We start from the raw sequence: 23,142 nt of genomic DNA, 5'->3' as shown, positions 1-23,142 counted from the left end.
AAAGTATCTCTTGTCGTCATTAGCCGGGGGGAGGCTGGATGACAATTAATTTGCGTCAACTAACTCAATTTCATTACTCGCAAGCGTGCCATTAATTTGAACCGCGACTTTGTAAATCATATCAGCATCATCTGACGCTTTACTTTGTAAGTCGAGATCACTCACATTAAAAGTATATTTACCTTCAGTATCAGTGGCTGCTAATGTCCCAGTGCATTCATCAGTAGTTGCACTATCGCATCCATAGCTTTGAGTGACATGCCAGCGTTTCCAAGCCTTAGGTTTTACAGATGGTGAGGCAGGGTCGGGAAAGCCGAAATAGACAATACTGTAATTGGCAGCATCAGTGAGCGCTTTACCTTCAGTATTAGCTAGGGTGAATGACAACGCTCCTGTTACGGCATCAAATGAGTCTAGTGACACTACCACGCTGCTCGCTTCATCAATTTTAACCGTGTCAGTTACCACTACAGGGTCTGTAACAACAGGATCAGTAACAACAGGATCTGTAACAACTACTGGATCTGTGACAACGTCATCATCATCGTCACTACTACAGCCAAACATTAGCAATGAGCTGGCTAATATGGCGCTAAGATATTTAAGTTTCATCACGCGCTCCTTAATTGAAGTGTCCAGTATGGCAAGTGGTACATTCCATATCGCTTTTAACACTGGCTGCAGAACCCATAGTTGAGCTTACACCATGACATGATTGACATGCTTGTGCTTCAGCTGATGGTTTAGCTTCAGGTAATATAGAAATGTCTTCACCGGCATACGCGCGGTTTAACAATTCAACAATTTTAAGAGTAATACTGGCAGATAGGCGTTTACAACGTTCACCTTTAAGTGCAAATACTTTACCTGATGCCGCAGACCAATTACTAATTGAAGAGTGACATAATGGGCTGTTGGCAATTGAGGTTGCGCCTACTTCTAATGATTTCTCATCAGTGGAACCAATCCCTGCAACAAATTCAGCTGAAGACAAAGGTAAATCTGTGCTTTCATAGTAGCGGAATGAGGCACCAATAATGGCACTGTTTTGGCCATTAATATCATCAAGAATGTTAATTAACATACCTGCGGCATTAAGGTTGCCACATAAAGTCCCTTGTCCAACAACACCTGCCCAACCATAACCTGCTAATGCTGTTGGAATACTAGCAAACTTGCTGGCATCAGCACTGCTAGATGCTGCAAGCATTGTAATAATTGCATGGAACACTTGGTGCATACATCCGCCGCCTGTTTCATAAGCTAGCTTAGCGGTTGCCATTGCATCTAATGGCACATATTTGAGCGCTTCTCCTAACTCTAAACGATAGTTACCATCTGCATCTGTAGCAGCAAATGCTGATGTACCTAATAGTGTAGCCCCCGCCGCAGCGGTGCTTAATCCAATAATTTGTGTCAATGCTTGACGTCTATTCATGCTCATGGTCATTACCCTCTTTGTGTCATCATTATTTTAGTATTCAAGCGCTCATGCTCTTGTTGGCTAGGCTTGCTTTGGTATTCGCTGCTAGATAAAAGCACTAGCAACTCGATGACTTAACGATAATAAATGAGGAGATTAAAAGTGTGATTTACAACAGATAAAACTGTTCTTTAAAAATAGCTAAATTGGCTGGGTATATACGGCATAGGAATAGAGTCTATAAATACTAAAAACAGTTTTTGTGTGAGGTGGATCTTATGATTTATAAGATTTATACGTATTTATCAGTGTATTTATTAACATTATTATTACGAAATAGTGTGACTTAAGTCACAACTGCACTATTGTTAGTCATTACGCCTTACAAAATGTAAGGAATAAAAGCCTGAAGATATCAGGATCACAGATTTCATAAGATTTTCTGCATACACTTTAAACATGATGATGAGTATTGGGGCCGCTGACATGCAATTGGGGCATTGTAGGTTTGATATAGAGAAAGGGGATTTGATTAATCTCGACAATGGTGAAGTTTGGCACCTTCCTAAGGCTGAACTGCATGTACTGAGCTTATTAGTTGAGTATCAGGGGAAAGTTGTTGCTAAACCCTTATTAGAATCTGGCTATGGTGATAAATCACATTTAAGTGGCGCTTCGGTAGCGCGAGCAGTGTTTACATTACGGTCTTTTTTGGGCCCACAACACGAATCACTTATTGAAACGGTAAAAGGCCAAGGCTACTTATTAAGGCATCACCGCACTCGAAAAGTCACTGAGACCATATTACCATCAATTAACCGTCGGTATGCTGGCTTGATCATCATAACGATAATAGTGTTGATCATTGCAAGTGTAGTCGCTGTGAAAGCAATGCAACCTAATGTCGTGCCTACTCAACCGTTGAGTACCAGCACAGTTACATTGTCATCGGGAAAGACTGTAGAGATACTGCTATTTTCACCCTCAAAAACCAACAATGAATTACTTATTGAACAAGGGCTACAAATACAACAAAGTTTTGCCGATTGTGATGTGAGCAGTTGGCAGTCGGTATTTTTATCACTGTCTCACGACAAGCAAGTGTTGAATATTACTATGCAAGGGGAACTCTTAGGTCAGTCTCTTATCCGTAATTTGAAAATCAGTGACTTACGGCAACCTAAACAATTTGTTAATCGTGATTGGCTTAAACAGGTGAATATTTGTGACACCATAAGTGCAAAGTCAGGCCAAACAAATCAGCGGTTGGAGTAATTATCTTATGTCTAGAAGCAGATTGTGGGTCGTCAATATCATTATTTTAGTCTTACTACTCAGTAGTGTGGCAATTATTTATAGACTCACTATACGTGTACCAAGTTTTATGCTCAGTTGCAGTTCTGAGCTGTTTCACCACCAAACGGCAGAGCAAGATCGTCGTCATTATTTATTAGTTGATTTGGTATCTAATGATGGACAAGCGCAAATTAACTATCGATATTTTGATTATGAAGGTAATTTAGCTGGCACATTATCAATGACTGGAACAGTGGATGATATTGATACAGATAATCAAATATACGATATATCGGTGACCACTAAAGAAGAATATCTATCGAGTAATCCTCAAGATATACCAGAACATTTGTCCTATTTGTCTTATGTAAGCAGCTTGAATCTGAACGAAAAAGGCTTACATTCACTAAGACTTCAAGTGCTTAAGCGAGATGAAGCAAAAGATTATGCGGTGGTGTTATTTCAACCGAGCAATACCGTGTGTGGTTGTCGTCTAGTGCATTAATTTGGTGGGTTAAATGAGTGTCTTTGTTGCGTTACTAAGGTTGATGAATGGCATCGACCTTTTTATGTTAGATACTTACTAAGCTAAATTTGCTTAGGTAGGTATGACTTCTCATATTGTGTTGAATATGGCTTAGTGTGGTTCTAATGCAAGATTAAAGCGCGACTATTTATCCTCAACTAAGTTGTTCCAAGGCTTGTTGTGTTAGTTTTTCGGTGTAAGGATTTATCTTCCAATGTTCAGCACTCCATCCTTTTATAAAACGCTGAAAGTCGGCCCAGGCTACGCAATATAATGCACGCCATTGCTGTTCAACATCTTGGGGTGATATTTGTGGATGATACTCCGTCAATCCTTGCGTTAGAGTGATAAAATAATGATTGAGATAATCATTAATTAAGGTTTCTGGCTCGTTATATTCCAGCACACTGCTTAATAGCATTACGACATCTTTCATGCCACAGCCTCGGCCAATATATTGAAAATCAACCGCGGCAGCGTGATCGTTAGGGCTAAAACAAAAGTTAGCTAATTTTGCATCACCATGTACCAAGGTTTGGTAGTGGCATTGATTTAGTGTTTGGTCTATTAGGCTGGCTGCCAACTTGAGTGGGCCGTGGGGTAGAGCCGCAAATTCGTCTGGGCGTGTATCTAAGTGCCAGTAAGTACCAATTGGCCATAGCCCTTTTGGGGTGGTGTGCATGTATTGAGCGTGAAAATGCCCCAACCAGGTTAAACAAGCGTATACCGTGGCAGGTGTGGCGGTTTTTCTGACTTGGGTAAAACCTATGGTCTGCAAGTCTTGCAACACTAATAGTATTTCATTGGCTTGTTGCTCAACATGCAAACATCGCGGTAATGGGCTCATTGAGTGTTTACTATGATCGTTAGCATAGTGTTGATACCAATTGACTTCAACTTGGTACGACTGCAATTTACGTTGATGCGACAGTGGGGTGTTCCAACCTTTAGGATGTGATTCTGGTTGAGGTAGGCAGATGTATTTTACAATGACAGATGAATACGGTTTACCTGTTACATATGCTCGAAACAATTGTCCATAACCACCCCATAACGGTTGGATTAACTCAATATGAGTTAATGTAGTCGCCCCAATAGCTTGTTTTACGCGTTGTAAAATACTGCTTGGAATACTCAAAATGTTCTCATGATAATTATTTTATAATAATGATTTTGTCATCGAAAGCTTGTAATGGTACCAATAAGCCTTATTGAATAAATGATGTATGACAAACGTTTCTTTGAAGTGTAAACGAAATGTAAAATATACAAGATTGAAAATGACAACCTTGTAAAATGAGTACTATTATTGGTTGGATTACACCGTAGGACGATTTAAGTCAAAACGTAACTCGTCTGAAATACCATAATAAGCAGATGGACCGCCAGCTCGTAATACTGGTTCGGCTAATGCCGTTTGATAAATACCTTCATTGCTTAACAAATGCTTTTCAATGTGTACAGCTACAACTTCGCCGAGTACTAACCAAGTATCTATTTTGTCACCATTAGCAGTTGTCAGTTGAATACATTGAGATAGCTTACACTCGAAGTTGACAGGGCTTTGTGCAATTCGATCCGCTTTAACAATATTACCCGCTATTGGCGTTAAGCCAGCAAATTCAAATTCATCTGCACCTCGGGGTAATGCTGCCGAGGTTTGATTCATTTGTGCGGCTAAACTGCGGGTGGTTAGGTTCCACACAAACTCGCCAGTTTCAACAATATTGGCGACACTGTCTTTCCATCCTGTGCTGGCAAACCCTATGATCGGTGGGTCATAATTAAAGCAATTAAAAAAGCTGTAAGGTGCAAGATTTCGTTGACCTTGGGCATTACGTGATGAAATCCACCCGATAGGCCGCGGGCCAATAATAGCATTTAGCGGGTTATGCGGCAGACCGTGGCCTTTGTTTGGTTCATAAAAATAGCGATTATCTGTATTCATTGGATGATGATCCCTTTCTTAAAGTATTACGAAGATATAAAAGCGGTCCACAATAAACGTAAGCCAACCACTATCATTAAACTGAGGATGATCTTTTTAAATTGTTTGTCGTTAACTTTATCTTGGATCCGTAACCCTAACCTAACGCCTAACCAAGCAATAGGGGCGAGCATGGCTGATACGATTAAATTACTGAGGTTAATTTGCCCCAGCATAGCGTAAGGGATCAGTTTTACGGCATTAACAACTGCAAAAAACATCACCGCAGTACCAAGATATTTTGTTTTATCTAAACGCAATGGAATTAAATAAGCATTTAATGGTGGCCCGCCGGCATGTGCTACGAAGCTGGTAAAGCCAGCCATGGTGCCACAAATTCGGCCAATAAAAGGCGACGGTTTACGTTGTGACCATTCACCTAAAGTTAACCCGTATAAACCAAAGCCAAATGATATTATCCCCAAAATACCCCGTAAATATTGTTCATTAAGGTGATCAAATAACAGGTAAGCTATTATGATACCGACAATGGCCGAGGGTAATAAAATCAATAACTGGCTGTTACTTTGTTTATTCCACCAAGATTTTACGCTTAAAAAGTCCATGTAAACAAGCAAAGGTAACATAACTGCCGCGGCTGCAGCAGGGCTAATCGCCAATGCCAACAGCGGCACTGTTAATCCGCCAGCACCACCGGCAAAACCCGACTTAGACATACCAGTAATTAGCACAGCAGGAATGGCCACTAACCAAAATAACGGTTCTGTTAACACCGAGACTCCCTATTATGCTTATTCAGTTTACGATTAGCTGATAGCTTATTATTTATAGTAGATAGTGCATTGATGGTTGATCACAAGTAAATGGGCCTGTAATGACAGCACTGCCGAGACTAATCAGACTGTAAATTAACAGAACAGTTAAGTCACTATATTAGTGAAAAACTAAGTGCTGGTGGCGGGATGAAATTAAGAATTAGCTGAAGATAGCAACGCGGGTGAGTCTTGTTCATCTGGGCGGCTCAACAGTCTTTGTTTTAACACCTCAAACTCAAGTGGTTTATCAAATAAATATCCTTGTAAATAATGGATTCCTAACGTCGTTAAGGTTGTAGCTTGTTGTTGATTTTCAACACCTTCAGCGATTACTTGGTAGCCAAGGCCATGAGACATCACCATAACCGCTTTAACGATATCAATGCCATTAATTTGCAGGTTGGTGATGAATGAGCGATCAATTTTTACGAAATTTATATCTAAATCTTGGATTACCGATAATGACGAATAACCGGTACCAAAATCATCAATCGAAATCATAAAGCCTAAAGCTTGTAGCCCTTTGACCATGTTAATTAATTTAAGCTTATCTTTTGAAAAGAGTGATTCAGTTATTTCAATATGAACGTCTCTTGGATTTATATTATGTTGATTGACAATATTGTGTACCTTATTAACAAAATTGATGTCTTCAAATTGAATTATCGACACATTAATGGATATTTTTAATCCTTGATTTAGTTCATGTAATGCAGATAATTTACGCATTGACTCTTCTATTACCCAATAGCCAATTTCTTTAATAGCACCGTTTTTTTCTGCCAACGGAATGAACACCTCTGGTGAAATTAATGCGCCTTCAAAATCCCATCTTAGCAATGCTTCGACACAGGCTATGTTACCCGTGCTAGATTCAATAATCGGTTGAAAAACAAGATGTAACAGCTTATCGGATACTGCCTGGGCAATGCCTTTGCTTAAATGAATTTCATATTTTATTTTTTGTTTTAATTGGCTACTAAACATCACATAATCGCCGGAGCCACCTTCTTTACGACTGTACATAGACAGGTCTGCCAAACTGATTAAATCTGATATTGATTGACCGTGTTCAGGGTACATGGCTATTCCAATAGAGCAGTCCATATCAATGACATGTTGAGAGGTTAAAATCGGTATGTTGATGCATTTTTTTAAAATGATGGCTAATTCTTCAAAGCGATAATGTGAAGTTTGATGTGCCATGATAATAAATTCATCTCCCCCCCAACGGCAGATAATTTCATCATGCTGACAAGCTTGTTTAATTCGCTTTGCGACCTCAATAAGTACTTCATCACCTACATTATGGCCAAAGTTATCATTAGCCTGTTTAAAACCGTCTAAGTCGAGGAAGAAAATAGCATAGTTAATATCGTATTTTATTTGTGTAAACTGATGATTAGCATTCTCAATAAAGGCGCGCCTATTTAACAAATGGGTCAGGGGATCATGTTGGCTAAGCTCAATAATTTTTTGAGTTCTTTGTATGACCTGTTGCTCCATACTTTTTAATAATTGATTATGTTCATTCCGCAGCTTAATAGAATGTTCAGTAAAGTTAGCCGCAGTTTTAGCTATTGAGAACATAACAAAGGCATAGGCGAGGCCTAAATAGCCTAACATTTGATGGGCCGGATTGCCGCCAACGATCATTTGAATTGAAAAGGGGGCCAGCAACAATAAGGTGTATGTTTGTGATACGAGTTTGTTACCCGATAATATTGTGGCTGCACCGCCCGCCATGGCTGACACAATGACCAAAGTAGAAAATAATTCTTCGATACTTAATTTATTGTAAAAAAATAGGCAAAAGAACGCCCAAAAACAAGCAGTGAGTATTGCTCCTGCGCTATAACGGTATAGGTCGTTTTGACTTCCTAATATGCCTTTATTCGCTCGTTTCAGCCAAAAGAAAGTATCAAAACTACGTAATAAAATTAATCCAGATAAACACAACCACCACAATAATTTATCATTAGTTGCGGAATGATTTTCAAATCCAAATGCTAGACCAGCAGAAGCGACTATGGTAACGGCAATTCCAGGAATTGCGCTACGGTATAGTAACTTTAGATGGTCATTCAGTATTTGCGGATCTGCTTGTGCAGTCATTAACATGTATACCGTCAGCATGATTGAATAATGATCAGTATACTTCCCATGCTCAAAAATACTACGTTTATAGTATTTTTTAAGTGGTGGTCACTTTGTTTTGAGACACTACGCAATAATTTAAAATAAAAATTGATATAGGTAGCCTGCCAACATGGCCATGGACAAAATTACAATAAGAAATGTTGTGACTAAAGTATTTTTAAAAATAGATTTAAGTAAAATAATCTCGGTTAAACTGGCGCCCGCGCTGCCAATAATTAATGCCATCACAGCGCCAAGCCCCATGCCTTTAGACGCTAATGCTGCACTTAATGGAATAACCGCCTCTGCACGTATATATAGAGGAATACCAATAACAGCCGCAACCGGGATAGCAAATGGATTATCTTTATTGGCATATTGAATAACTAACTCAGTGGGCATAAAACCATAAATTAACGAGCCAATAGCAATACCGCCAATTAAATAAGGCAGCACTTTTTTAAAGTCTGTCCAAGTAGTTTGCCAAATTTGTTTCCACTTACTGACAGGCTCTGCTTTACTGCAACATGATGTTTTACAATATTTTGTTGCAGGAACGATGAAAGCTTCGGGTTTAATATATTTCTCAAAGCCGAGTTTTTCTAAACTGTAGCCTGCAATAATAGATACTCCCATTGCCAAGACAAAATAAAATACCGTTACACTAATACCAAAGGTCACCGCAAATAAGCCAATAATAATCGGGTTGAGTAAAGGGCTAGCAAATAAAAATACCATCATGGTGCCAAAGCCTGCTTTTGCTCTTAATAAGCCTTTTAAAAACGGGATTGTTGAACAAGAACAAAAAGGCGTGATCGCGCCTAAAAATCCGGCGATAATATAGCCTTTTCCATGTTTATCACTGAGTATTGATTGGATTCTCTCTGGCGGAATATACATTTGTAAAACACCGACTAAATAACTAATCAGCAGAAATAACGTAGTTAACTCTAACGTTAAAAAAACAAACATATTTAATGTTTCTTGTAGCATATTATTGGTTATCATTATATAAACCTATATTTCTAGAATTACCGAAATGTAAATGTGTTTGATGGCTTAATCAAGATATTTCTAGTAATATCGAAATATAGAGTTAATTGGGATGTTTTTATGGATATTGAAGCGATTGCTAAGGCATTGAAAGAACTAGGGCATCCGACTCGCTTGTTGATTTATAAGTCGGTAGTGCGTGCAGGGTATCAAGGTATTGCTGTGGGTGGGTTACAGCAAAAGCTGTCAATACCCGGTTCGACATTATCTCATCACATATCTAGTTTAGTGTCTGCGGGTTTAATTTCTCAGCGCCGCGAAGGGAGAACACTTTTTTGTATTGCCGAATATGATACTTTGCAAACCGTGATTGGCTTTTTACAAGATGAATGTTGTGCAGATGAGCAGACCCCGACAGCATGATTAGGATAGCGGATTAAAGGAATAACGTCACAATGATAACATTGAGTGAATGGCAGCAGCAGGGACAATTCGAGCAGATTAACGGTCAACAAATATTTACTCGTCAGGCGGGAAGTAAACAAGCGCCAGTGTTATTGCTAATTCATGGTTATCCTAGTGCTAGTTGGGATTGGGAAGGTATGTGGCATACGCTCACTCAGCACTATAACGTTATCACCCTTGATATGTTGGGCTTTGGTTTATCAGATAAGCCTAAAGATGCGCTTTACTTGATAAGTCAGCAAGCCGATATTTGTCAGGCATTTTTGCACAAGCTAGGTGTCAGTGAATATCATATTTTAGCCCACGATTACGGAGATACAGTCGCACAAGAGTTGCTAGCAAGACAAGTTGATGACAATAGTCATACGCACATAGCAAGCGTGTGTTTTTTAAATGGAGGCTTATTTCCTGAAGCCCATAAACCACTATTAATACAAAGCTTTTACTGTCACCATTAGGGCCTTTGGTGGAAAAATTGATTAACAAACAGAGGTTTGCCATTAGTTTACAGCGAATATTTGGGCCGTCGACACCACCAAAGCCTGAAGTTATCGATACGTTGTGGCAGTTGCTAAACTACAATAACGGATTGGCAATAATGCATAAACTGATTAGTTATATGACTCAACGACAACAACATCGTGAGCGTTGGGTGGGGGCAATGATTAACAGTTCTATCCCCATAAAGCTGATCGCAGGCGTGCAGGATCCTATCTCAGGGCAGCATATGATTAACCGTTATTGTCAATTGATACCTAATGCTAATATCTGTGAAATGGAAACGTTGGGCCACTATCCACAAATTGAAGATGCAGACGCCATTAGCACGGCTTATTTGCAGTTTAGACAGAGTATTGAGTAAGCTAACGTGACAGTAGAGATCAATAAAGTTGTCATACTTAATTGATATTATTATTTCCTAATTAATTTTTACTATTGAGACAAACATCATGCGCGCCTTTGCCATCATCTGTGTTTTTGCCAGCGGATTATTTTCTAGCATTAGTTGTTTATCTGCGGGGTCAATCCCTACAGTAGCTGAAAAACCTTATGTATTATTGGTTTCTATAGATGGTTACCGTTTTGATTATAACCGCCTACATAATCCTAAGCATCTAACGGAATTTGCTAAGCATGCTGCTCAGGTTCGTCAATTTATACCGTCGTTTCCCACCGTAACTTTTCCAAACCACATTACGCTTGTTACTGGATTGTATCCCGCTCATCATGGCATAGTTTCGAACCATTTTTATAACCATGCTCTACAACAGCCCTATAGTATGAAGATTAAACAAGCAGTGACCGACGGTCGTTTTTACAATGGGGTGCCATTGTGGTCATTAGCGGGTCAGCAAGGATTAAAAAGTGCGACTTATTTTTGGCCTGGATCGGAAGCGAAAATTGCAGGCCAACGACCTGATTATTGGCTGGCTTATAATAACGATGCACCGAATAATGAAAGAGTAGATCAGGTTTTACAATGGTTTAATTTACCCGAAGCTGAGCGCCCACAGTTTGTGACCTTGTATTTTTCCGATGTGGATACTGCAGGGCATCATTTTGGCCCAACATCGAACAATACCTATCAAGCAGTGCAAAACATTGATAAAGCTATTGGACAATTATTGGCTGGAATACAAGCGCTACCTTTTGAGGTCAATGTGATTATTACTTCCGACCATGGCATGGCGAATGTTTCGGGTTTTCCACGCTTATATACCGATAAACTATTTGCTGGTAATGAAGCTTTAAAAGCCAAATTTAGTTTTAATAATGACGCAGCATTTTCGTTAGTCACCGCCATTGGTGATAATAAACAACAAGATTTAGATGCCTTAGAAGTGCTCACTAAAAAAGTCCCTGGTTTGCAATTTTATCGTCAGAAAGATATTCCTGCTTACTTACATTTTAGTGACAATCAATCGATCGAGGATGCCGTGTTAATCAGTAATCAACATTATATTACTAACACTGATGCAGGTGCTGGAGTGACAGGTAAACACGGTTATGATGCCAGTGTAATAACCGACATGAACACAGTATTATATGCTCAAGGGCCTGCGTTTAATCACGGCAGCATTGAGCAGGCTGAAAATATTCATTTGTACCCTTTTATTGCCCATATTTTAGGTTTAACGATAACCGAACCTATTGATGGTCAGTTAACCGTGTTAGCGCCTTTATTAGCTCAATGATGGTAGATGATGATTGTGGTTTAATCGCAATATTTACTCACAAATGGTCAATAGATTATAAAAGTTGTGTAATATAAAGTGAATGGATTGGCATTTTTTGTTGGCCAGTATGCCTATGTATTTATGGTTGTAAATTTGATTTTTTCGAGGTGATTAACACCTTCAATACCGCCAGTACCTGGTGTTATAACGAACTATTTTTCTCTCAATGCAACGTCCAGTTTTAACGATAAATTTAAATGAAATGATAGGGTTAACTGAATAGTCCTATTAATATAAAGGTAATGTGAACCATGACTACAGCAATAGATTATTATTTTACCAGCCTTTCTCCTTATGTCTATTTAGGCCACAGCACTTTTACCTCGTTGGCTAACAAGCACAATACTACCATCCACTATAAGCCGATAAAATTAGCCAAACTGTTTGCCGAATTAGGGGTGTTACCCGTCAAGCAACGCCTACAAGCTCGACAAGACTATCGTTTAATTGAACTCTCTCGCTGGTCTAAAAAACGTCATTTACCCCTTAATCTACAGCCCGCTTTTTTCCCGGCAGATCCAAGTTTGGCCGACCGATGCGCTATTGCATTACAGCAAGCAGGGCAAGATGTCAGTGAGTTTGTTGGGCATGTACTGGCCGCATGTTGGGCACAAGATCAAAACATTGCTGATGAAACGGTTATTCGACAAATATTAACCTCGCTTAAGTTCAATACCGACAGTATTGTACAGCAAGCTTTATCAAGCGAAATTGATGAAATATATGAAGTAAATACAATAGAAGCAATCGAAAAAGGCTTGTTGGGCGTCCCAACTTACGTGTACCAAAATGAACCATTTTGGGGACAAGATAGATTGGACTTGCTCAATGATAAGTTGAGTGAGTAAGGTTATTAAGTGATGAGTTAACGCAAAGTAGTAGTGACCATTAATGGCATTTTTACAGCGTTCTTTAGATCATAGTGATAATAAGCGTGATCAGTTGTTTAAATTTGTCGGATTCGACTATTAATGAGCGGACTGCACACGTAGGTTATGTTGCAATAAAACTGAGTTTTGGCATAAAGGGAAATGATTATCCTTGAATGCTTTGCTCAGTATTTAATGACAACACATTTACTTTAACCTTGTAATACCAATTAACACGCAAATAATACCGCCGGCCATTCCAGCCCACGCTTCGATAGGGGTATCACCATTTAATGCCCTGGTTACTTGAGAACTGGCAGCATCATAAATATTGTAGCCCCACAACGCTAAAAAAATACCCGCAATAACAAGTACAATCCCAATAATTTTACTGTTCATTTTTACTCCAAACGTTGGTGAGACAACTGTTGATAAGACCATAATTGATGGACCTAAAATTAACGAGGTTAATCAAATTAATAATACCTCGTGATAAGAAATGCCTCGTTAGCATTACTGTTAACTGCCAAATTATTGATAGCTTTTATCGAGTCCATTTTAGCTAAAATGGCATTAAAAAAAGCTATCGTAATATTGTGATTATCAGTCTTTAAAGTGGTTTAAATGCGTTAAATTCGTGTCTAATTTTTTCTATTCGTTCACGATTAACCCCAAAATCTGAGCGTCCAATACGTGAAGCCGATCTAACATGTATGGTTATTTTATCGGATGCAGTTGCTGGAAAATAAAACTCCACATCATCAACAAAGCGCATTATCTGAGAGGTAAACTCCACGCGAATATAATTGTCCTCGACCACAACGATATTTGCTCGCTCTGCAGCTTTTAGTATGTGTAAAAGGCGCACTTGCGCTTGTTGCTGTGTTCCGGTGAAATCGATCGGTGCGATAAAATGCTCTTCATCTGCAGCTTGTTGACTATTAACACAGTTTGGCGATTCAGGACACGGTGTTAACTTGTCATTATTTACGCCCAATGTAGGCACAGTGCCAGAGCAACCCATTAATAGCATCATGCTAAGTGTTAATATTGAAATTTGTTTGTACATTATTCATATCCTTTTATTTATTTTCGCGGTGACCGTAACTTAATACGCGAGTAATTTTCCATTTGTCGTCTACTTTACGCCAAACCATGACAAAGTCAGCTTTACCTTCGCATTGGTTGGTTTTATTTTGACAAAAGATATGCACCCCTTCGGTAATAGCACCAAAATCTTTAATCGAGTGGACGTTAAAAGATCCTTCAACCAATTTTCGAGTGTACTGACCACAGGCATTGTTTTTAGTATTGGCAATCATGCTGTCACGGTCCCACGTTACACCACCATTATCGTGATAAAACTCAACGTCAGTCGCAAAAAAGCTCGCGTGCTTATCAAGTTCTTCAGGTTTTTGACAATGATTAAATGAGTCAAACACTGCAGTATCAAGAACTTTCATTGTGTCTGCCAAAGCAATATCATCAGCCAATGAAGGCATTGAGATCAAGGCCAATAAAACCAAGTAAAAATTTTTCATTAAGTGCAATTCCTAATGTGTCAGTGGCAGTGTTAGGTGGTCAAAATTAGTGCACCATTTCAGGATTAGGAGAAGATCTTTAAAGATTGTGGCAGGTTTTGAATTGCTGCTCTAGTCTTTAATTAACTTTTAATTGGTTTGGTGGTAAATGATGTTTAAACCAAGACGAATTATCGAGAATTTAGACAATACCGTCATTTTCCATTACATCTCATCTTTTATGTACAGAACTTCATCATGCAAGGTTGATGATATGACGGGAGATAACCTGTTATATCGACATAAGTGGTTTTTAAGCTATTTTCTGCTAGCTATTAACTTCACTTATCTAAAATCTATTTCAGCATGCTTGTTTATAGGGAGAAATTTACATCTAATCATATTTGTCACTATGACTTATATGTTACTAGTTTGTGGAAATTCTAATGCGAGTTCAACACAAGATCCCGTGGTATTACCAAACAGTTATTATAGCGACTTATATTCTTGGAATATAAGTGGTGGCCTAAAACAGACACAATTAGGTAGAGGGATTAACGTTGGTAATTACTTAGATGCTCCTTTTGAAGGTGATTGGACTGGTGGTAAGGTATTGGTTGAGGAAGATTTTAAAATAATTGCCAAAGCAGGCTTTAAAAATGTAAGAATTCCAATTCGCTGGACTGCTCATACAGAACAAACCTTTCCCTACACCATAAATCCTATATTTATGAATCGTGTTAAAGAGGTTGTAGGTTGGGCCAACAACTCGGGTCTTAAAGCCATTATCAATGTGCATCACTACACGGAGATGATGCGAGCTACAAAAAAACAAAAATTGTCACACATTTTACGTTTAGAAGGGATCTGGAAACAAATTAGTGTGCAATTCCCACTTTCTGAATATTCCCAAGCTGATTTAATTTTTGAATTATTGAACGAGCCGCATGGCAGCATTGACGTTAATGATTGGAATGGCATTATTGAACGTTTATTGGCTGTAATTTGGGGGAATATGGACACACCGCAAGCAAATGAAAATACACAACGGATTGTCATGATAGGCACTGCTAATTGGAATGTACCTGATACCTTACCTAAACTGTCATTGCCACACTATGCAAATAAATATAATACAATTATTACAGTGCACAATTACAAACCCTTTCATTTTACTCACCAAGGGGCTAAATGGGTTAATGGTTCAAACAAGTGGATCGGGACTAACTGGCTAGGCACTGAGAGCGAAACTACGTCTTTAATCACCTTATTCGATAACATGACTCGTTGGAATTCAAAAGCTAATCGTAATTTTGAAATCTATTTAGGTGAATTTGGCGTCTATTCGCGCTATGCAGATCCCCTGCAGCAAAAAGCATGGACAGCTTTTATTGCGCGTGAAGCAGAAAAACGGAATATCAGTTGGGCGTATTGGGAATACTCATCGAGCTTTGGTGCATATGATAATAATGCTAAGCAATGGCGCCCACATTTGTTAGAGGCATTAGTTCCAGTACAACAATAATCTTGATTCACTGAGAGCGTCTTAACTCAATGTCCGAACGCCAGAAACAAAGACGATCCGTTATATGTTTAGTCTTTTGCTTTTGATGTGCAGAAGGGATAGCTTGCTTGTAACAAAGAGGAACCCGTGGGTTCAAAGTCCTATCTTTCGCTCAAATAAAAAGGCCTTATTTTTCGATAAGGCCTTTTTATTGAATGTGGCGTAGGGATAGAGATCTTAAAAATAGGAACCCTTGATGTTCAAAATGTTACCAATACAAAAAAGCCTCATCATTTCTGATGAGGCTTTCTCGTTAAATGTGGCGGAGGGATAGGGATTTGAACCCTAGAACGGGATAAACCGTTGCCGGTTTTCAAGACCGGTGCATTCGGCCACTCTGCCATCCCTCCGAACGGGGTGAATAATAAGGGTATTGACGAAAATGTAAAGCCTTGATGTGTTCAATGGCGCAACAAATGCACAAAATCACCTAAAACAGCTCACGATCGCATAATATTTATACTTATCACACTATTCATTTATTTGAATGTCGTTTTAGATTGCCAATGGCCTCTTTCATTGACTAGCAGTTTAACGAGAGAGGCCATGACAAGAATAACGACTAGTTAACCAAACCACGACGCTTTAATAAGGCATCAGTCGATGGTTTTTTACCGGCAAAGTCGATGTAGTCTTGCATTAGGTCTTGGCTGTTACCTTTTGACAAAATAGTGTCGCGGTATTTTTGGCCATTCTCTAATGTTAATCCACCGTGTGACATCATGAAAGAGAATGCGTCAGCAGCAAACACTTCAGTCCATAAGTACGCGTAGTAACCCGCTGAGTAACCGCCACCAAAGCTATGGCTAAAGTAAGTGGTTTTGTAGCGAGGAGGTACTGGAGTGTAATCTAAACCGTGTTTTGCTAAGGCTTGTTTTTCAAAGGCTGCAACATCGGTAATTTCAGTACCCGCAGCTATTGAGTGCCATTCCATATCCAGTAATGCAGCCGCTAAGTATTCAACTGTGCCGAAACCTTGGTTAAAGGTGTGCGACTTTAATACTTTTGCAAGTAATTCGGCTGGAATAGGTTCGCCTGTTTTGTAGTGTTTAGCGTAGTTAGCTAGCACTTGTGGGTCGATGCTCCAGTCTTCGTTTGCTTGTGATGGAAACTCAACAAAGTCACGTGCGGTAGCAGTGCCCGCTAGGCTAGGGTAGTTAACTTGCGAAAATAGTCCGTGGATAGCATGGCCAAATTCATGGAACATGGTGCTCACTTCGTCGAATGTCATTAACGTTGGTTGACCTTCGGCTGGCTTAGGAATATTTAGCGCGTTATACACTACTGGCTTAGTGTTTTTCAAGAATGACTGGGTAACCAGTTCGTCCATCCATGCACCACCACGCTTACCTTGGCGAGCATATGGGTCTAGATAGAATAAACCAATGGCACTGCCATCTTTGTTAAAGACTTCATATGCCGATACGTCTTTGTGCCATACAGGTAAGTCTTTACGAGGTTTAATTGTGATGCCGTAAAGCTTGTTCATGGCGAAGAATAAGCCGTCGTTAAGTACGGTATTCATTTCGAAGTATGGCTTAACTTGGCTGTCATCTAAGTCATATTTGGCTTTACGTACTTTCTCTGCGTAGTAAGCCCAGTCCCATGGTTCAAGTTTGAAGTCTTTACCGTCTTTAACGATTTCAGCTTGAATGTCAGCGGCTTCAATTCTGGCTTTAACCAAGGCTTTTGGCGCTAGATCATCAAGTATGCCGTAAACTGCTTCTGGGGTTTTAGCCATTTGATCGCCTAGGCCATAAGCCGCCCATGTTGGGTAACCTAATAGATTGGCTTTAGCTGCACGTAGTTGGGCAATTTTGATGTTTAAAGGCGCGTTAGTGTCCATGGCGCGATAAGCAGAGGTTTCCCATAGTTGCTTACGAACATCACGATTTTTAAGGCTAGACAGCAATGGTTGGGTGGTGGTGTTCACTAATGTGATCATGTAACCCGTTTTACCAGCATCTTTTGCCGCTGCTGCCAATGATGCGATGTCGCTGTCAGATAAGCCGTCAAGTAGGGCTTTATCTTCAATAACAATCACGTCATCTTTAAATGATTTTAATACGTTCTGTGAAAAACTGGTTTCCAGCTTGGCTAATTCACCATTTAGTTCACGCATTTTTGTTTTGTCTGCAGCAGATAGCTCTGCACCCGCGCGCACGAAACGGTCGTAATACACTTCAACTAAACGTAAATCTTCGCCAGTTAATGCGGCTTTATTTTTATAAATAGCTTGAATGCGGGAAAATAGTTTCTGATTCAGGTAGATATTGTCTTGATGTGCGGTTAATTTTGGGACGATTTGTTCTTCAATACTGGTGTAGTTGTCGTCTGAAATAAGCCCTGAAAGATTGAAAAATGCACGTTGAGTACGGTCTAAGATAGCACCGGTTTTTTCTAACGCGACAATGGTATTTTCAAATGTAGCGGGTTCACTGTTGTTGGTAATCGTAGCGATTTGTGCTTTTTGTTCTTGCATGCCTTGTTCAAAGGCCGGTAAATAATCGCTGGTGTTAAGCTTATCAAACTGTGGCGCCATAAAAGGTAATGGACTGGCAGTTAATAATACATTGTCGACAGTGTCAGCTGCTTTAGTCATTGTTTTTGAAGCATCTTCAGTTGTTTTACTGGTCATTGCGGTATCTGCTGATTGCTCTGAACATGCACTGAGCATCAAGGCCGCACTGACGGCAGTGGTAATAAGAGTTTTGCGCATTGAAATATCCTTGGGTCTGGGCCCTTTTGGGGTGTTTTTATGCCTATTCAAAATGTTGTTGTTACGTAAAGTAGAATAGTGACAATAAAAATGTAATGTCATAACGCTAATACAATACCAAGCCTATGGCTTATCGCATAGGTTAATGCTATTAACTTAGATTAATTATTGTAACTAAAATTGCCAATAGTGATGTTTGTTAGATTTTAGAACCTTTTGGCTGCAATTGTAGTGGCAATTTGTGGATATTCGCGTAGCTTAATAGCCATAGATACGTACGATGAGGGTGATAGATGAAAGCGGGTAAACACGATACAAAACTGCTCAAGCTCGCGATGGAGATTGGTGTGGGATATGCACAAAAGCGTGGTTTTGATGATTTTGGTAAAGGCATTTCGCCAAAAGATAAAGTGGAATGTATTTATCGGTTATTAGTGCAAGACAATTTAATCCAACCGTTAGCCGAAGATAAAGATGATGGTCCCAATCGTAAACATAAATTGATTTTATGGATCAGTAAACAATTGCCTAAAGAGCATGAGTTACTGAACTAACGTTACTGACGTGAATAATGAATTAAGCCCAAATGAGATAGCATTTCACTTGGGCTTTTTTGTCTTTAGCGTCTGTCTGTACAGTCGCTAATATTGATTTTATTAGCGCGACTCTATTTCAATAATTTTTAAGCTGATTAACTGCTTTTGCCATTGTTGCTTATTAATACCTTCTACCCAAAATGGTGTTGTTTGACGGTGCTGACCTTTGCGTAAATAGGTTTCTGGCATACGGAAAATAGCTTCCCACGCTTCTATGGTTTCGGTTTTGATTAAACCGCCTTGATCGTCAAAAAAACTGGCTTCAACATTGACGACGGTAACGTGATCGTCATTCGTGCTGTCAAAATCAAACACAAGTCCGAGTTTGTCGCCTTTCCATTGCGTGTTAGCTAGAGTCACTTTTATGCCGTCTTTAGCTGTGCTGCCAAGTAAGCTGGGTTGTGCCATTGCTGCAGCGGTTAAGCGTGTTGTGGCGATAGCTGGGGCAATTGAAGGTTCAACTGGTGTTTTAGCGCTAACTGTTGGCGTGTTTGCTACTGCAATAGGTGCAACAGCGGTTGCCGTAGATGATACTGATTTTGCCATTACAGCGGGTGAGGCCGCTACTTGAGTCACTACAACAGGTTGCGTAACCGTTTCGGTGATGATGTATTCCCAGGTGAAGTCGTCTTTTAAGCGAACATTGGCGCCATTTTCCAACGTGATCACTGCAACATCAGCTGCCATTGCTGCAGGGGCAAATAATAACAATAAGGCTGATGCAATCGCATTAAATTTGGTTTTCATCTATTCATCCTGATTGAGAGTCTTTAATCGCTTAATTCTACGTGTTTTCATGAATTAAATGGAAAATATTTTGATGGCAAGCCTATCGACTCATGCTGGACGTTATGAAGTGCCTTTTAGGCGTATTCAGTTTTAGCGTTAATGTCGCCAATGGTCATTTATATTAGTGAATGCTGAAAGTGATATGGCTCATAAAATACAACATTGGCAGCAAAAACGGGTTTTGATTTACAGAGTAAAGAGTAAACTCACCCATAACATGTAAACTTTATACATGAATAGCATTTGAGGAGTAGAGTTATGTTTTGTGTGCAATGTGAGCAAACCATTAGAACACCAGCAGGTAACGGCTGTAGTTACTCGCAAGGTATGTGTGGCAAGTTAGCGTCGACGTCTGATATTCAAGACTTATTAATTTATATGCTGCAAGGTGTGTCTGCTTACGCAGTTAAAGCCCGTGAGTTTGGCATTGTAGACAGCGATATCGACGCATTTGTCCCTAAGGCCTTTTTTGCCACTCTGACTAACGTAAACTTTGATGATGAACGCTTAATTGATTATGCCTATCAGGCACAAACCTATCGTGACCAATTAAAAGCGGCGTATATCGCAGCGTGTAAAGAAAAAGGCGAAGAGCCTGAAATGGTTAGCGCACAAGGTGAGCTATTACTCGCTACTTCAAAACCTGAAATCTTAGCTCAAGCGCCAGTTGCATTGCTTAATCGCGGTGAGGTACATGAAGACATTCTAGGCTTACGTTTATTATGTTTATACGGTTTAAAAGGTGCTGCAGCTTATATGGAGCATGCTCGCGTATTAGATCAAACTGACGTTGATGTGGCGGCTGAGTTCCATAAAATCATGGCGTTTTTAGGTGAAGATTCTATTGATGCAGACAAATTGTTTGCGACAGCAATGGAAATTGGCCAATTAAATTATCGCATTATGGCGATGTTAGATTTAGGTGAAACAACTTCATTCGGTCACCCAGAACCCACTCAAGTGAACACCAAGTCTGTTAAAGGGAAGGCCATTTTAGTGTCTGGCCATGACATGAAAGACTTAGAACTTATCCTTGAGCAAACTGAAGGCAAGGGCATTAACGTCTTTACTCATGGCGAAATGTTACCTGCACTTGCTTACCCAGCATTTAAAAAATACCCACATTTAGTGGGTAACTACGGTGGCGCTTGGCAAAATCAGCAAAAAGAATTTGCCACTTTCCCTGGTGCAGTTGTGATGACATCAAACTGTATTATCGACCCTACGGTAGGCGAATACTCTGACCGTATTTATACTCGTAGCATTGTGGGTTGGCCTGGTGTGACTCATGTTGAAGGTGAAGACTTTAGCGAAGTGATTAACAAAGCACTTGAGCTTGAAGGCTTTATTTACGATGAAATCCCACACATGATCACTATCGGTTTTGCTCGTAATGCATTAATGGCAGCAGCACCAACAGTAGTTGAAAATGTTAAAAATGGTTCTATTAAGCACTTCTTCTTAATTGGTGGTTGTGATGGCGACAAATTAGAGCGCAATTACTTTACTGACTTAGCGAAATCAGTTCCTGATGATTCAATTATTTTGACCTTAGGTTGTGGTAAATACAAATTCAATAAATTGGATTTTGGCGACATTAATGGTGTGCCTCGCTTACTTGATGTAGGCCAATGTAATGATGCTTACTCTGCCATTCAGTTAGCGTTAGCGTTAAAAGACATTTTCGAATGTGATCTTAACGATTTACCACTGAGTTTAGTGTTGTCTTGGTTTGAGCAAAAAGCGATTGTAGTATTGTTAACCTTGTTATCTCTTGGGGTTAAAAACATTCGTACAGGGCCAACAGCTCCAGGGTTCTTGTCTGAAAACTTAATGAACATTTTAGAGCAACAGTTTGGTTTACGCAGCACTACAGATGTTGAAACAGACCTAAAAGCTATGATGAACGTGGCGTAGTTAGCCATAAAAAATCGTGTATCTAAGTCAAGCTTATTTGCACGATAACGATTAAAGACGGTATAGCATTATCTATACCGTCCCTCTCTTTTTTACTGTGTTAAAGGTATCAAAATGAGTAGCTCTCCCTCTGTTGGTTTTTCTTTTTCTCAAGCACTTTCTGCCCAAGCCGCTAAATCACCTACCCCTGTTAGTGAGGCACCGCCAAAGGTTGAACCCGTTGCTCTTACCACCCCAGAAGCCCTTTTGGCTGCCGATAGCTGGCAACGAGGAGAGGTGCAACTGCGCTGTGTTGAAAAATGGAATGAAACCCACAATGTGGTTAGTTTTCGATTTCAGGGACTAACACCGGTTAAGTTTCATTTTAAACCGGGACAGTTTCTTACCTTTAAGCTAGATATCAATGGTGAAAAGGTTTACCGAAGCTACACTATTTCATCTTCACCTTCGCGGCCTTTTTCGCTGGTTGTCACAGTGAAAAGAATCGCAGATGGTTTGGTGTCTAATTATTTGGCCGACACCTTAAATGTGGGTGATGACGTTACCGTCACAGGCCCCGATGGTATCTTTAATTTAGTCGACATTGTTGCCGACAAATATTTGTTTTTAAGTGCAGGTTGTGGTGTTACGCCTATGCATTCGATGTCGCGCTGGCTTTGCGATACCACTACCGATAGTGATATTGCCTTTGTACACAGCGCAAAAGGTGTCAATGACATTATGTTTGCAGATTCAATGGCATCAATGGCATCACGAAGCCAAAAATTCAATCTTAATTATATGCTTAAGTCAGATGAAAATAGCCAAGTACTCACTGATAAACATGAGGCTACAGGCTTTGGCATTGGTCGCTTAAACTTAGAAAGCTTAATCAAATTGGTACCAGATTATCAGCAGCGTACTGTATTTGTGTGTGGCCCTGAATCTTATATGGCCGATGTAAAATTACTGTTGGCAGCCGCTGAATTTGATATGAGTCAGTTCAATCAAGAAAGCTTTGGTGAAAGCAGTGCTATGGGTGTGAAAGCTGCGCTGGAAAGTAATCCATCAACCGAGCAGTTTATGTTGAGCATTGGCGATAAAGAGATTCCGTTAACGGGCGATCAAACGTTATTGGATGGCATCGAGTCTGCAAAGTTACCCATTATCGCTGCTTGTCGCTCTGGCGTTTGTGGCGCGTGCAAATGTCAGGTTGTGTCGGGAACAGTCAAATCAACTAGCCAAATGGCGTTAACACCTGACGAAATAGCAGCCGGTTTTGTGTTGGCTTGTTCAACTAAAATAACCTCAAATGTGCAGTTAAAAATGTAGTAGACGTTAGATTTT

Annotated in this window: 21 protein-coding genes, 1 tRNA gene and 1 pseudogene; 10 read left to right on the top strand and 13 right to left on the bottom strand. The window is 39.8% G+C overall.

Annotation, left to right across the window (positions count from 1 at the left end):
• Positions 1-45: 45 nt before the first annotated feature.
• Positions 46-612, bottom strand: coding sequence for a hypothetical protein (locus FH971_RS18255; protein WP_140235237.1), 567 nt, complete (start codon positions 610-612; stop codon positions 46-48).
• Between the two features lie 10 nt (positions 613-622).
• Positions 623-1,444, bottom strand: a complete 822-nt coding sequence (locus FH971_RS18250; protein WP_137224969.1) for a cytochrome c3 family protein — start codon at positions 1,442-1,444, stop codon at positions 623-625.
• Between the two features lie 465 nt (positions 1,445-1,909).
• Between FH971_RS18250 and FH971_RS18245 the strand changes: the two genes are divergently transcribed.
• A complete protein-coding gene (locus FH971_RS18245) occupies positions 1,910-2,698 on the top strand; it encodes a winged helix-turn-helix domain-containing protein (protein ID WP_140235236.1) in 789 nt (262 codons plus the stop codon).
• A 7-nt stretch (positions 2,699-2,705) separates the two neighbouring features.
• Entirely contained in the window at positions 2,706-3,224 is a 519-nt protein-coding gene (locus tag FH971_RS18240) for a hypothetical protein (RefSeq protein ID WP_137224973.1), read from the top strand.
• A gap of 175 nt (positions 3,225-3,399) precedes the next feature.
• On the opposite strand, the gene FH971_RS18235 is transcribed toward FH971_RS18240, so the two are convergent.
• From FH971_RS18235 to FH971_RS18215, 5 genes are all read right to left on the bottom strand, one after another.
• Positions 3,400-4,383, bottom strand: coding sequence for an aminoglycoside phosphotransferase family protein (locus FH971_RS18235; protein ID WP_140235235.1), 984 nt, complete (start codon positions 4,381-4,383; stop codon positions 3,400-3,402).
• Between the two features lie 180 nt (positions 4,384-4,563).
• Positions 4,564-5,193 carry a flavin reductase family protein gene (locus FH971_RS18230; RefSeq protein WP_140235234.1) on the bottom strand — a complete coding sequence of 210 codons (630 nt, stop codon included), beginning with the start codon at positions 5,191-5,193 and terminating at the stop codon, positions 4,564-4,566.
• Between the two features lie 26 nt (positions 5,194-5,219).
• Complete coding sequence (locus FH971_RS18225; RefSeq protein WP_140235233.1) at positions 5,220-5,966, bottom strand: sulfite exporter TauE/SafE family protein; 747 nt, start codon at positions 5,964-5,966, stop codon at positions 5,220-5,222.
• A 195-nt stretch (positions 5,967-6,161) separates the two neighbouring features.
• Positions 6,162-8,123: a putative bifunctional diguanylate cyclase/phosphodiesterase gene (locus FH971_RS18220; RefSeq protein WP_167496056.1), complete on the bottom strand. Its 1,962-nt coding sequence runs from the start codon at positions 8,121-8,123 to the stop codon at positions 6,162-6,164.
• Positions 8,124-8,243: 120 nt separating this feature from the next.
• Positions 8,244-9,155 (bottom strand): permease, encoded by a 912-nt coding sequence (locus FH971_RS18215; protein WP_140235231.1) that lies wholly within the window; start codon positions 9,153-9,155, stop codon positions 8,244-8,246.
• Between the two features lie 105 nt (positions 9,156-9,260).
• Here FH971_RS18215 and FH971_RS18210 point away from each other — a divergent pair, with 105 nt between their 5' ends.
• The 4 genes and pseudogenes from FH971_RS18210 to FH971_RS18195 all read left to right on the top strand — a co-directional run bounded on the left by FH971_RS18210 (position 9,261) and on the right by FH971_RS18195 (position 12,690).
• Positions 9,261-9,563, top strand: coding sequence for an ArsR/SmtB family transcription factor (locus FH971_RS18210; protein WP_140235230.1), 303 nt, complete (start codon positions 9,261-9,263; stop codon positions 9,561-9,563).
• Between the two features lie 32 nt (positions 9,564-9,595).
• Positions 9,596-10,467 (top strand): annotated as a pseudogene (locus tag FH971_RS18205) (alpha/beta fold hydrolase).
• Positions 10,468-10,555: 88 nt separating this feature from the next.
• Positions 10,556-11,800: an alkaline phosphatase family protein gene (locus FH971_RS18200; RefSeq protein WP_140235229.1), complete on the top strand. Its 1,245-nt coding sequence runs from the start codon at positions 10,556-10,558 to the stop codon at positions 11,798-11,800.
• A 293-nt stretch (positions 11,801-12,093) separates the two neighbouring features.
• On the top strand, positions 12,094-12,690 hold the full coding sequence (locus FH971_RS18195) for a 2-hydroxychromene-2-carboxylate isomerase (RefSeq protein WP_140235228.1): 597 nt from the start codon (positions 12,094-12,096) through the stop codon (positions 12,688-12,690).
• Between the two features lie 228 nt (positions 12,691-12,918).
• On the opposite strand, the gene FH971_RS18190 is transcribed toward FH971_RS18195, so the two are convergent.
• The 3 genes from FH971_RS18190 to FH971_RS18180 form a co-directional block, all read right to left on the bottom strand.
• Complete coding sequence (locus FH971_RS18190; protein ID WP_137224992.1) at positions 12,919-13,110, bottom strand: DUF3185 family protein; 192 nt, start codon at positions 13,108-13,110, stop codon at positions 12,919-12,921.
• Between the two features lie 211 nt (positions 13,111-13,321).
• Positions 13,322-13,780 (bottom strand): DUF1499 domain-containing protein, encoded by a 459-nt coding sequence (locus FH971_RS18185; RefSeq protein WP_140235227.1) that lies wholly within the window; start codon positions 13,778-13,780, stop codon positions 13,322-13,324.
• Positions 13,781-13,793: 13 nt separating this feature from the next.
• Positions 13,794-14,252 carry a nuclear transport factor 2 family protein gene (locus FH971_RS18180; protein WP_140235226.1) on the bottom strand — a complete coding sequence of 153 codons (459 nt, stop codon included), beginning with the start codon at positions 14,250-14,252 and terminating at the stop codon, positions 13,794-13,796.
• A 148-nt stretch (positions 14,253-14,400) separates the two neighbouring features.
• Here FH971_RS18180 and FH971_RS18175 point away from each other — a divergent pair, with 148 nt between their 5' ends.
• Positions 14,401-15,756, top strand: a complete 1,356-nt coding sequence (locus tag FH971_RS18175; RefSeq protein ID WP_140235225.1) for a glycoside hydrolase family 5 protein — start codon at positions 14,401-14,403, stop codon at positions 15,754-15,756.
• A 299-nt stretch (positions 15,757-16,055) separates the two neighbouring features.
• Here FH971_RS18175 and FH971_RS18170 read toward each other — a convergent pair.
• Both FH971_RS18170 and FH971_RS18165 read right to left on the bottom strand, forming a co-directional pair.
• Positions 16,056-16,145, bottom strand: a tRNA-Ser gene (locus FH971_RS18170).
• Between the two features lie 212 nt (positions 16,146-16,357).
• Positions 16,358-18,514: a M3 family metallopeptidase gene (locus FH971_RS18165; RefSeq protein ID WP_137225002.1), complete on the bottom strand. Its 2,157-nt coding sequence runs from the start codon at positions 18,512-18,514 to the stop codon at positions 16,358-16,360.
• Between the two features lie 293 nt (positions 18,515-18,807).
• Here FH971_RS18165 and FH971_RS18160 point away from each other — a divergent pair, with 293 nt between their 5' ends.
• On the top strand, positions 18,808-19,068 hold the full coding sequence (locus FH971_RS18160; RefSeq protein ID WP_137225004.1) for a DUF5062 family protein: 261 nt from the start codon (positions 18,808-18,810) through the stop codon (positions 19,066-19,068).
• Positions 19,069-19,170: 102 nt separating this feature from the next.
• Here FH971_RS18160 and FH971_RS18155 read toward each other — a convergent pair whose 3' ends face one another.
• Positions 19,171-19,857, bottom strand: coding sequence for a DUF3157 family protein (locus FH971_RS18155; protein ID WP_140235224.1), 687 nt, complete (start codon positions 19,855-19,857; stop codon positions 19,171-19,173).
• A gap of 300 nt (positions 19,858-20,157) precedes the next feature.
• Between FH971_RS18155 and hcp the strand changes: the two genes are divergently transcribed.
• Together hcp and FH971_RS18145 are read left to right on the top strand one after the other, a co-directional pair.
• Positions 20,158-21,816 carry a hydroxylamine reductase gene (gene hcp, locus FH971_RS18150; protein WP_140235223.1) on the top strand — a complete coding sequence of 553 codons (1,659 nt, stop codon included), beginning with the start codon at positions 20,158-20,160 and terminating at the stop codon, positions 21,814-21,816.
• 114 nt (positions 21,817-21,930) lie between these two features.
• A complete protein-coding gene (locus tag FH971_RS18145) occupies positions 21,931-23,127 on the top strand; it encodes an FAD-binding oxidoreductase (protein ID WP_140235222.1) in 1,197 nt (398 codons plus the stop codon).
• The last annotated feature ends 15 nt before the right edge of the window (positions 23,128-23,142 follow it).

Origin of the sequence: Shewanella polaris, assembly GCF_006385555.1 — a bacterium.
Classification (GTDB): domain Bacteria; phylum Pseudomonadota; class Gammaproteobacteria; order Enterobacterales; family Shewanellaceae; genus Shewanella; species Shewanella polaris.
This window is presented reverse-complemented; position numbering and strand designations above follow the sequence as displayed.

Coding starts and splice junctions, on each gene's coding strand:
- FH971_RS18250 (WP_137224969.1), bottom strand. CDS start 1,444: ATGAGCATGAATAGACGTCAAGCATTGACACAAATTATTGGATTAAGC.
- FH971_RS18190 (WP_137224992.1), bottom strand. CDS start 13,110: ATGAACAGTAAAATTATTGGGATTGTACTTGTTATTGCGGGTATTTTT.
- FH971_RS18165 (WP_137225002.1), bottom strand. CDS start 18,514: ATGCGCAAAACTCTTATTACCACTGCCGTCAGTGCGGCCTTGATGCTC.
- FH971_RS18210 (WP_140235230.1), top strand. CDS start 9,261: ATGGATATTGAAGCGATTGCTAAGGCATTGAAAGAACTAGGGCATCCG.
- FH971_RS18180 (WP_140235226.1), bottom strand. CDS start 14,252: ATGAAAAATTTTTACTTGGTTTTATTGGCCTTGATCTCAATGCCTTCA.
- FH971_RS18245 (WP_140235236.1), top strand. CDS start 1,910: ATGCAATTGGGGCATTGTAGGTTTGATATAGAGAAAGGGGATTTGATT.
- FH971_RS18255 (WP_140235237.1), bottom strand. CDS start 612: ATGAAACTTAAATATCTTAGCGCCATATTAGCCAGCTCATTGCTAATG.
- hcp (WP_140235223.1), top strand. CDS start 20,158: ATGTTTTGTGTGCAATGTGAGCAAACCATTAGAACACCAGCAGGTAAC.
- FH971_RS18200 (WP_140235229.1), top strand. CDS start 10,556: ATGCGCGCCTTTGCCATCATCTGTGTTTTTGCCAGCGGATTATTTTCT.
- FH971_RS18155 (WP_140235224.1), bottom strand. CDS start 19,857: ATGAAAACCAAATTTAATGCGATTGCATCAGCCTTATTGTTATTATTT.
- FH971_RS18145 (WP_140235222.1), top strand. CDS start 21,931: ATGAGTAGCTCTCCCTCTGTTGGTTTTTCTTTTTCTCAAGCACTTTCT.
- FH971_RS18220 (WP_167496056.1), bottom strand. CDS start 8,123: ATGACTGCACAAGCAGATCCGCAAATACTGAATGACCATCTAAAGTTA.
- FH971_RS18195 (WP_140235228.1), top strand. CDS start 12,094: ATGACTACAGCAATAGATTATTATTTTACCAGCCTTTCTCCTTATGTC.
- FH971_RS18230 (WP_140235234.1), bottom strand. CDS start 5,193: ATGAATACAGATAATCGCTATTTTTATGAACCAAACAAAGGCCACGGT.
- FH971_RS18185 (WP_140235227.1), bottom strand. CDS start 13,780: ATGTACAAACAAATTTCAATATTAACACTTAGCATGATGCTATTAATG.
- FH971_RS18175 (WP_140235225.1), top strand. CDS start 14,401: ATGATGTTTAAACCAAGACGAATTATCGAGAATTTAGACAATACCGTC.
- FH971_RS18240 (WP_137224973.1), top strand. CDS start 2,706: ATGTCTAGAAGCAGATTGTGGGTCGTCAATATCATTATTTTAGTCTTA.
- FH971_RS18215 (WP_140235231.1), bottom strand. CDS start 9,155: ATGATAACCAATAATATGCTACAAGAAACATTAAATATGTTTGTTTTT.
- FH971_RS18160 (WP_137225004.1), top strand. CDS start 18,808: ATGAAAGCGGGTAAACACGATACAAAACTGCTCAAGCTCGCGATGGAG.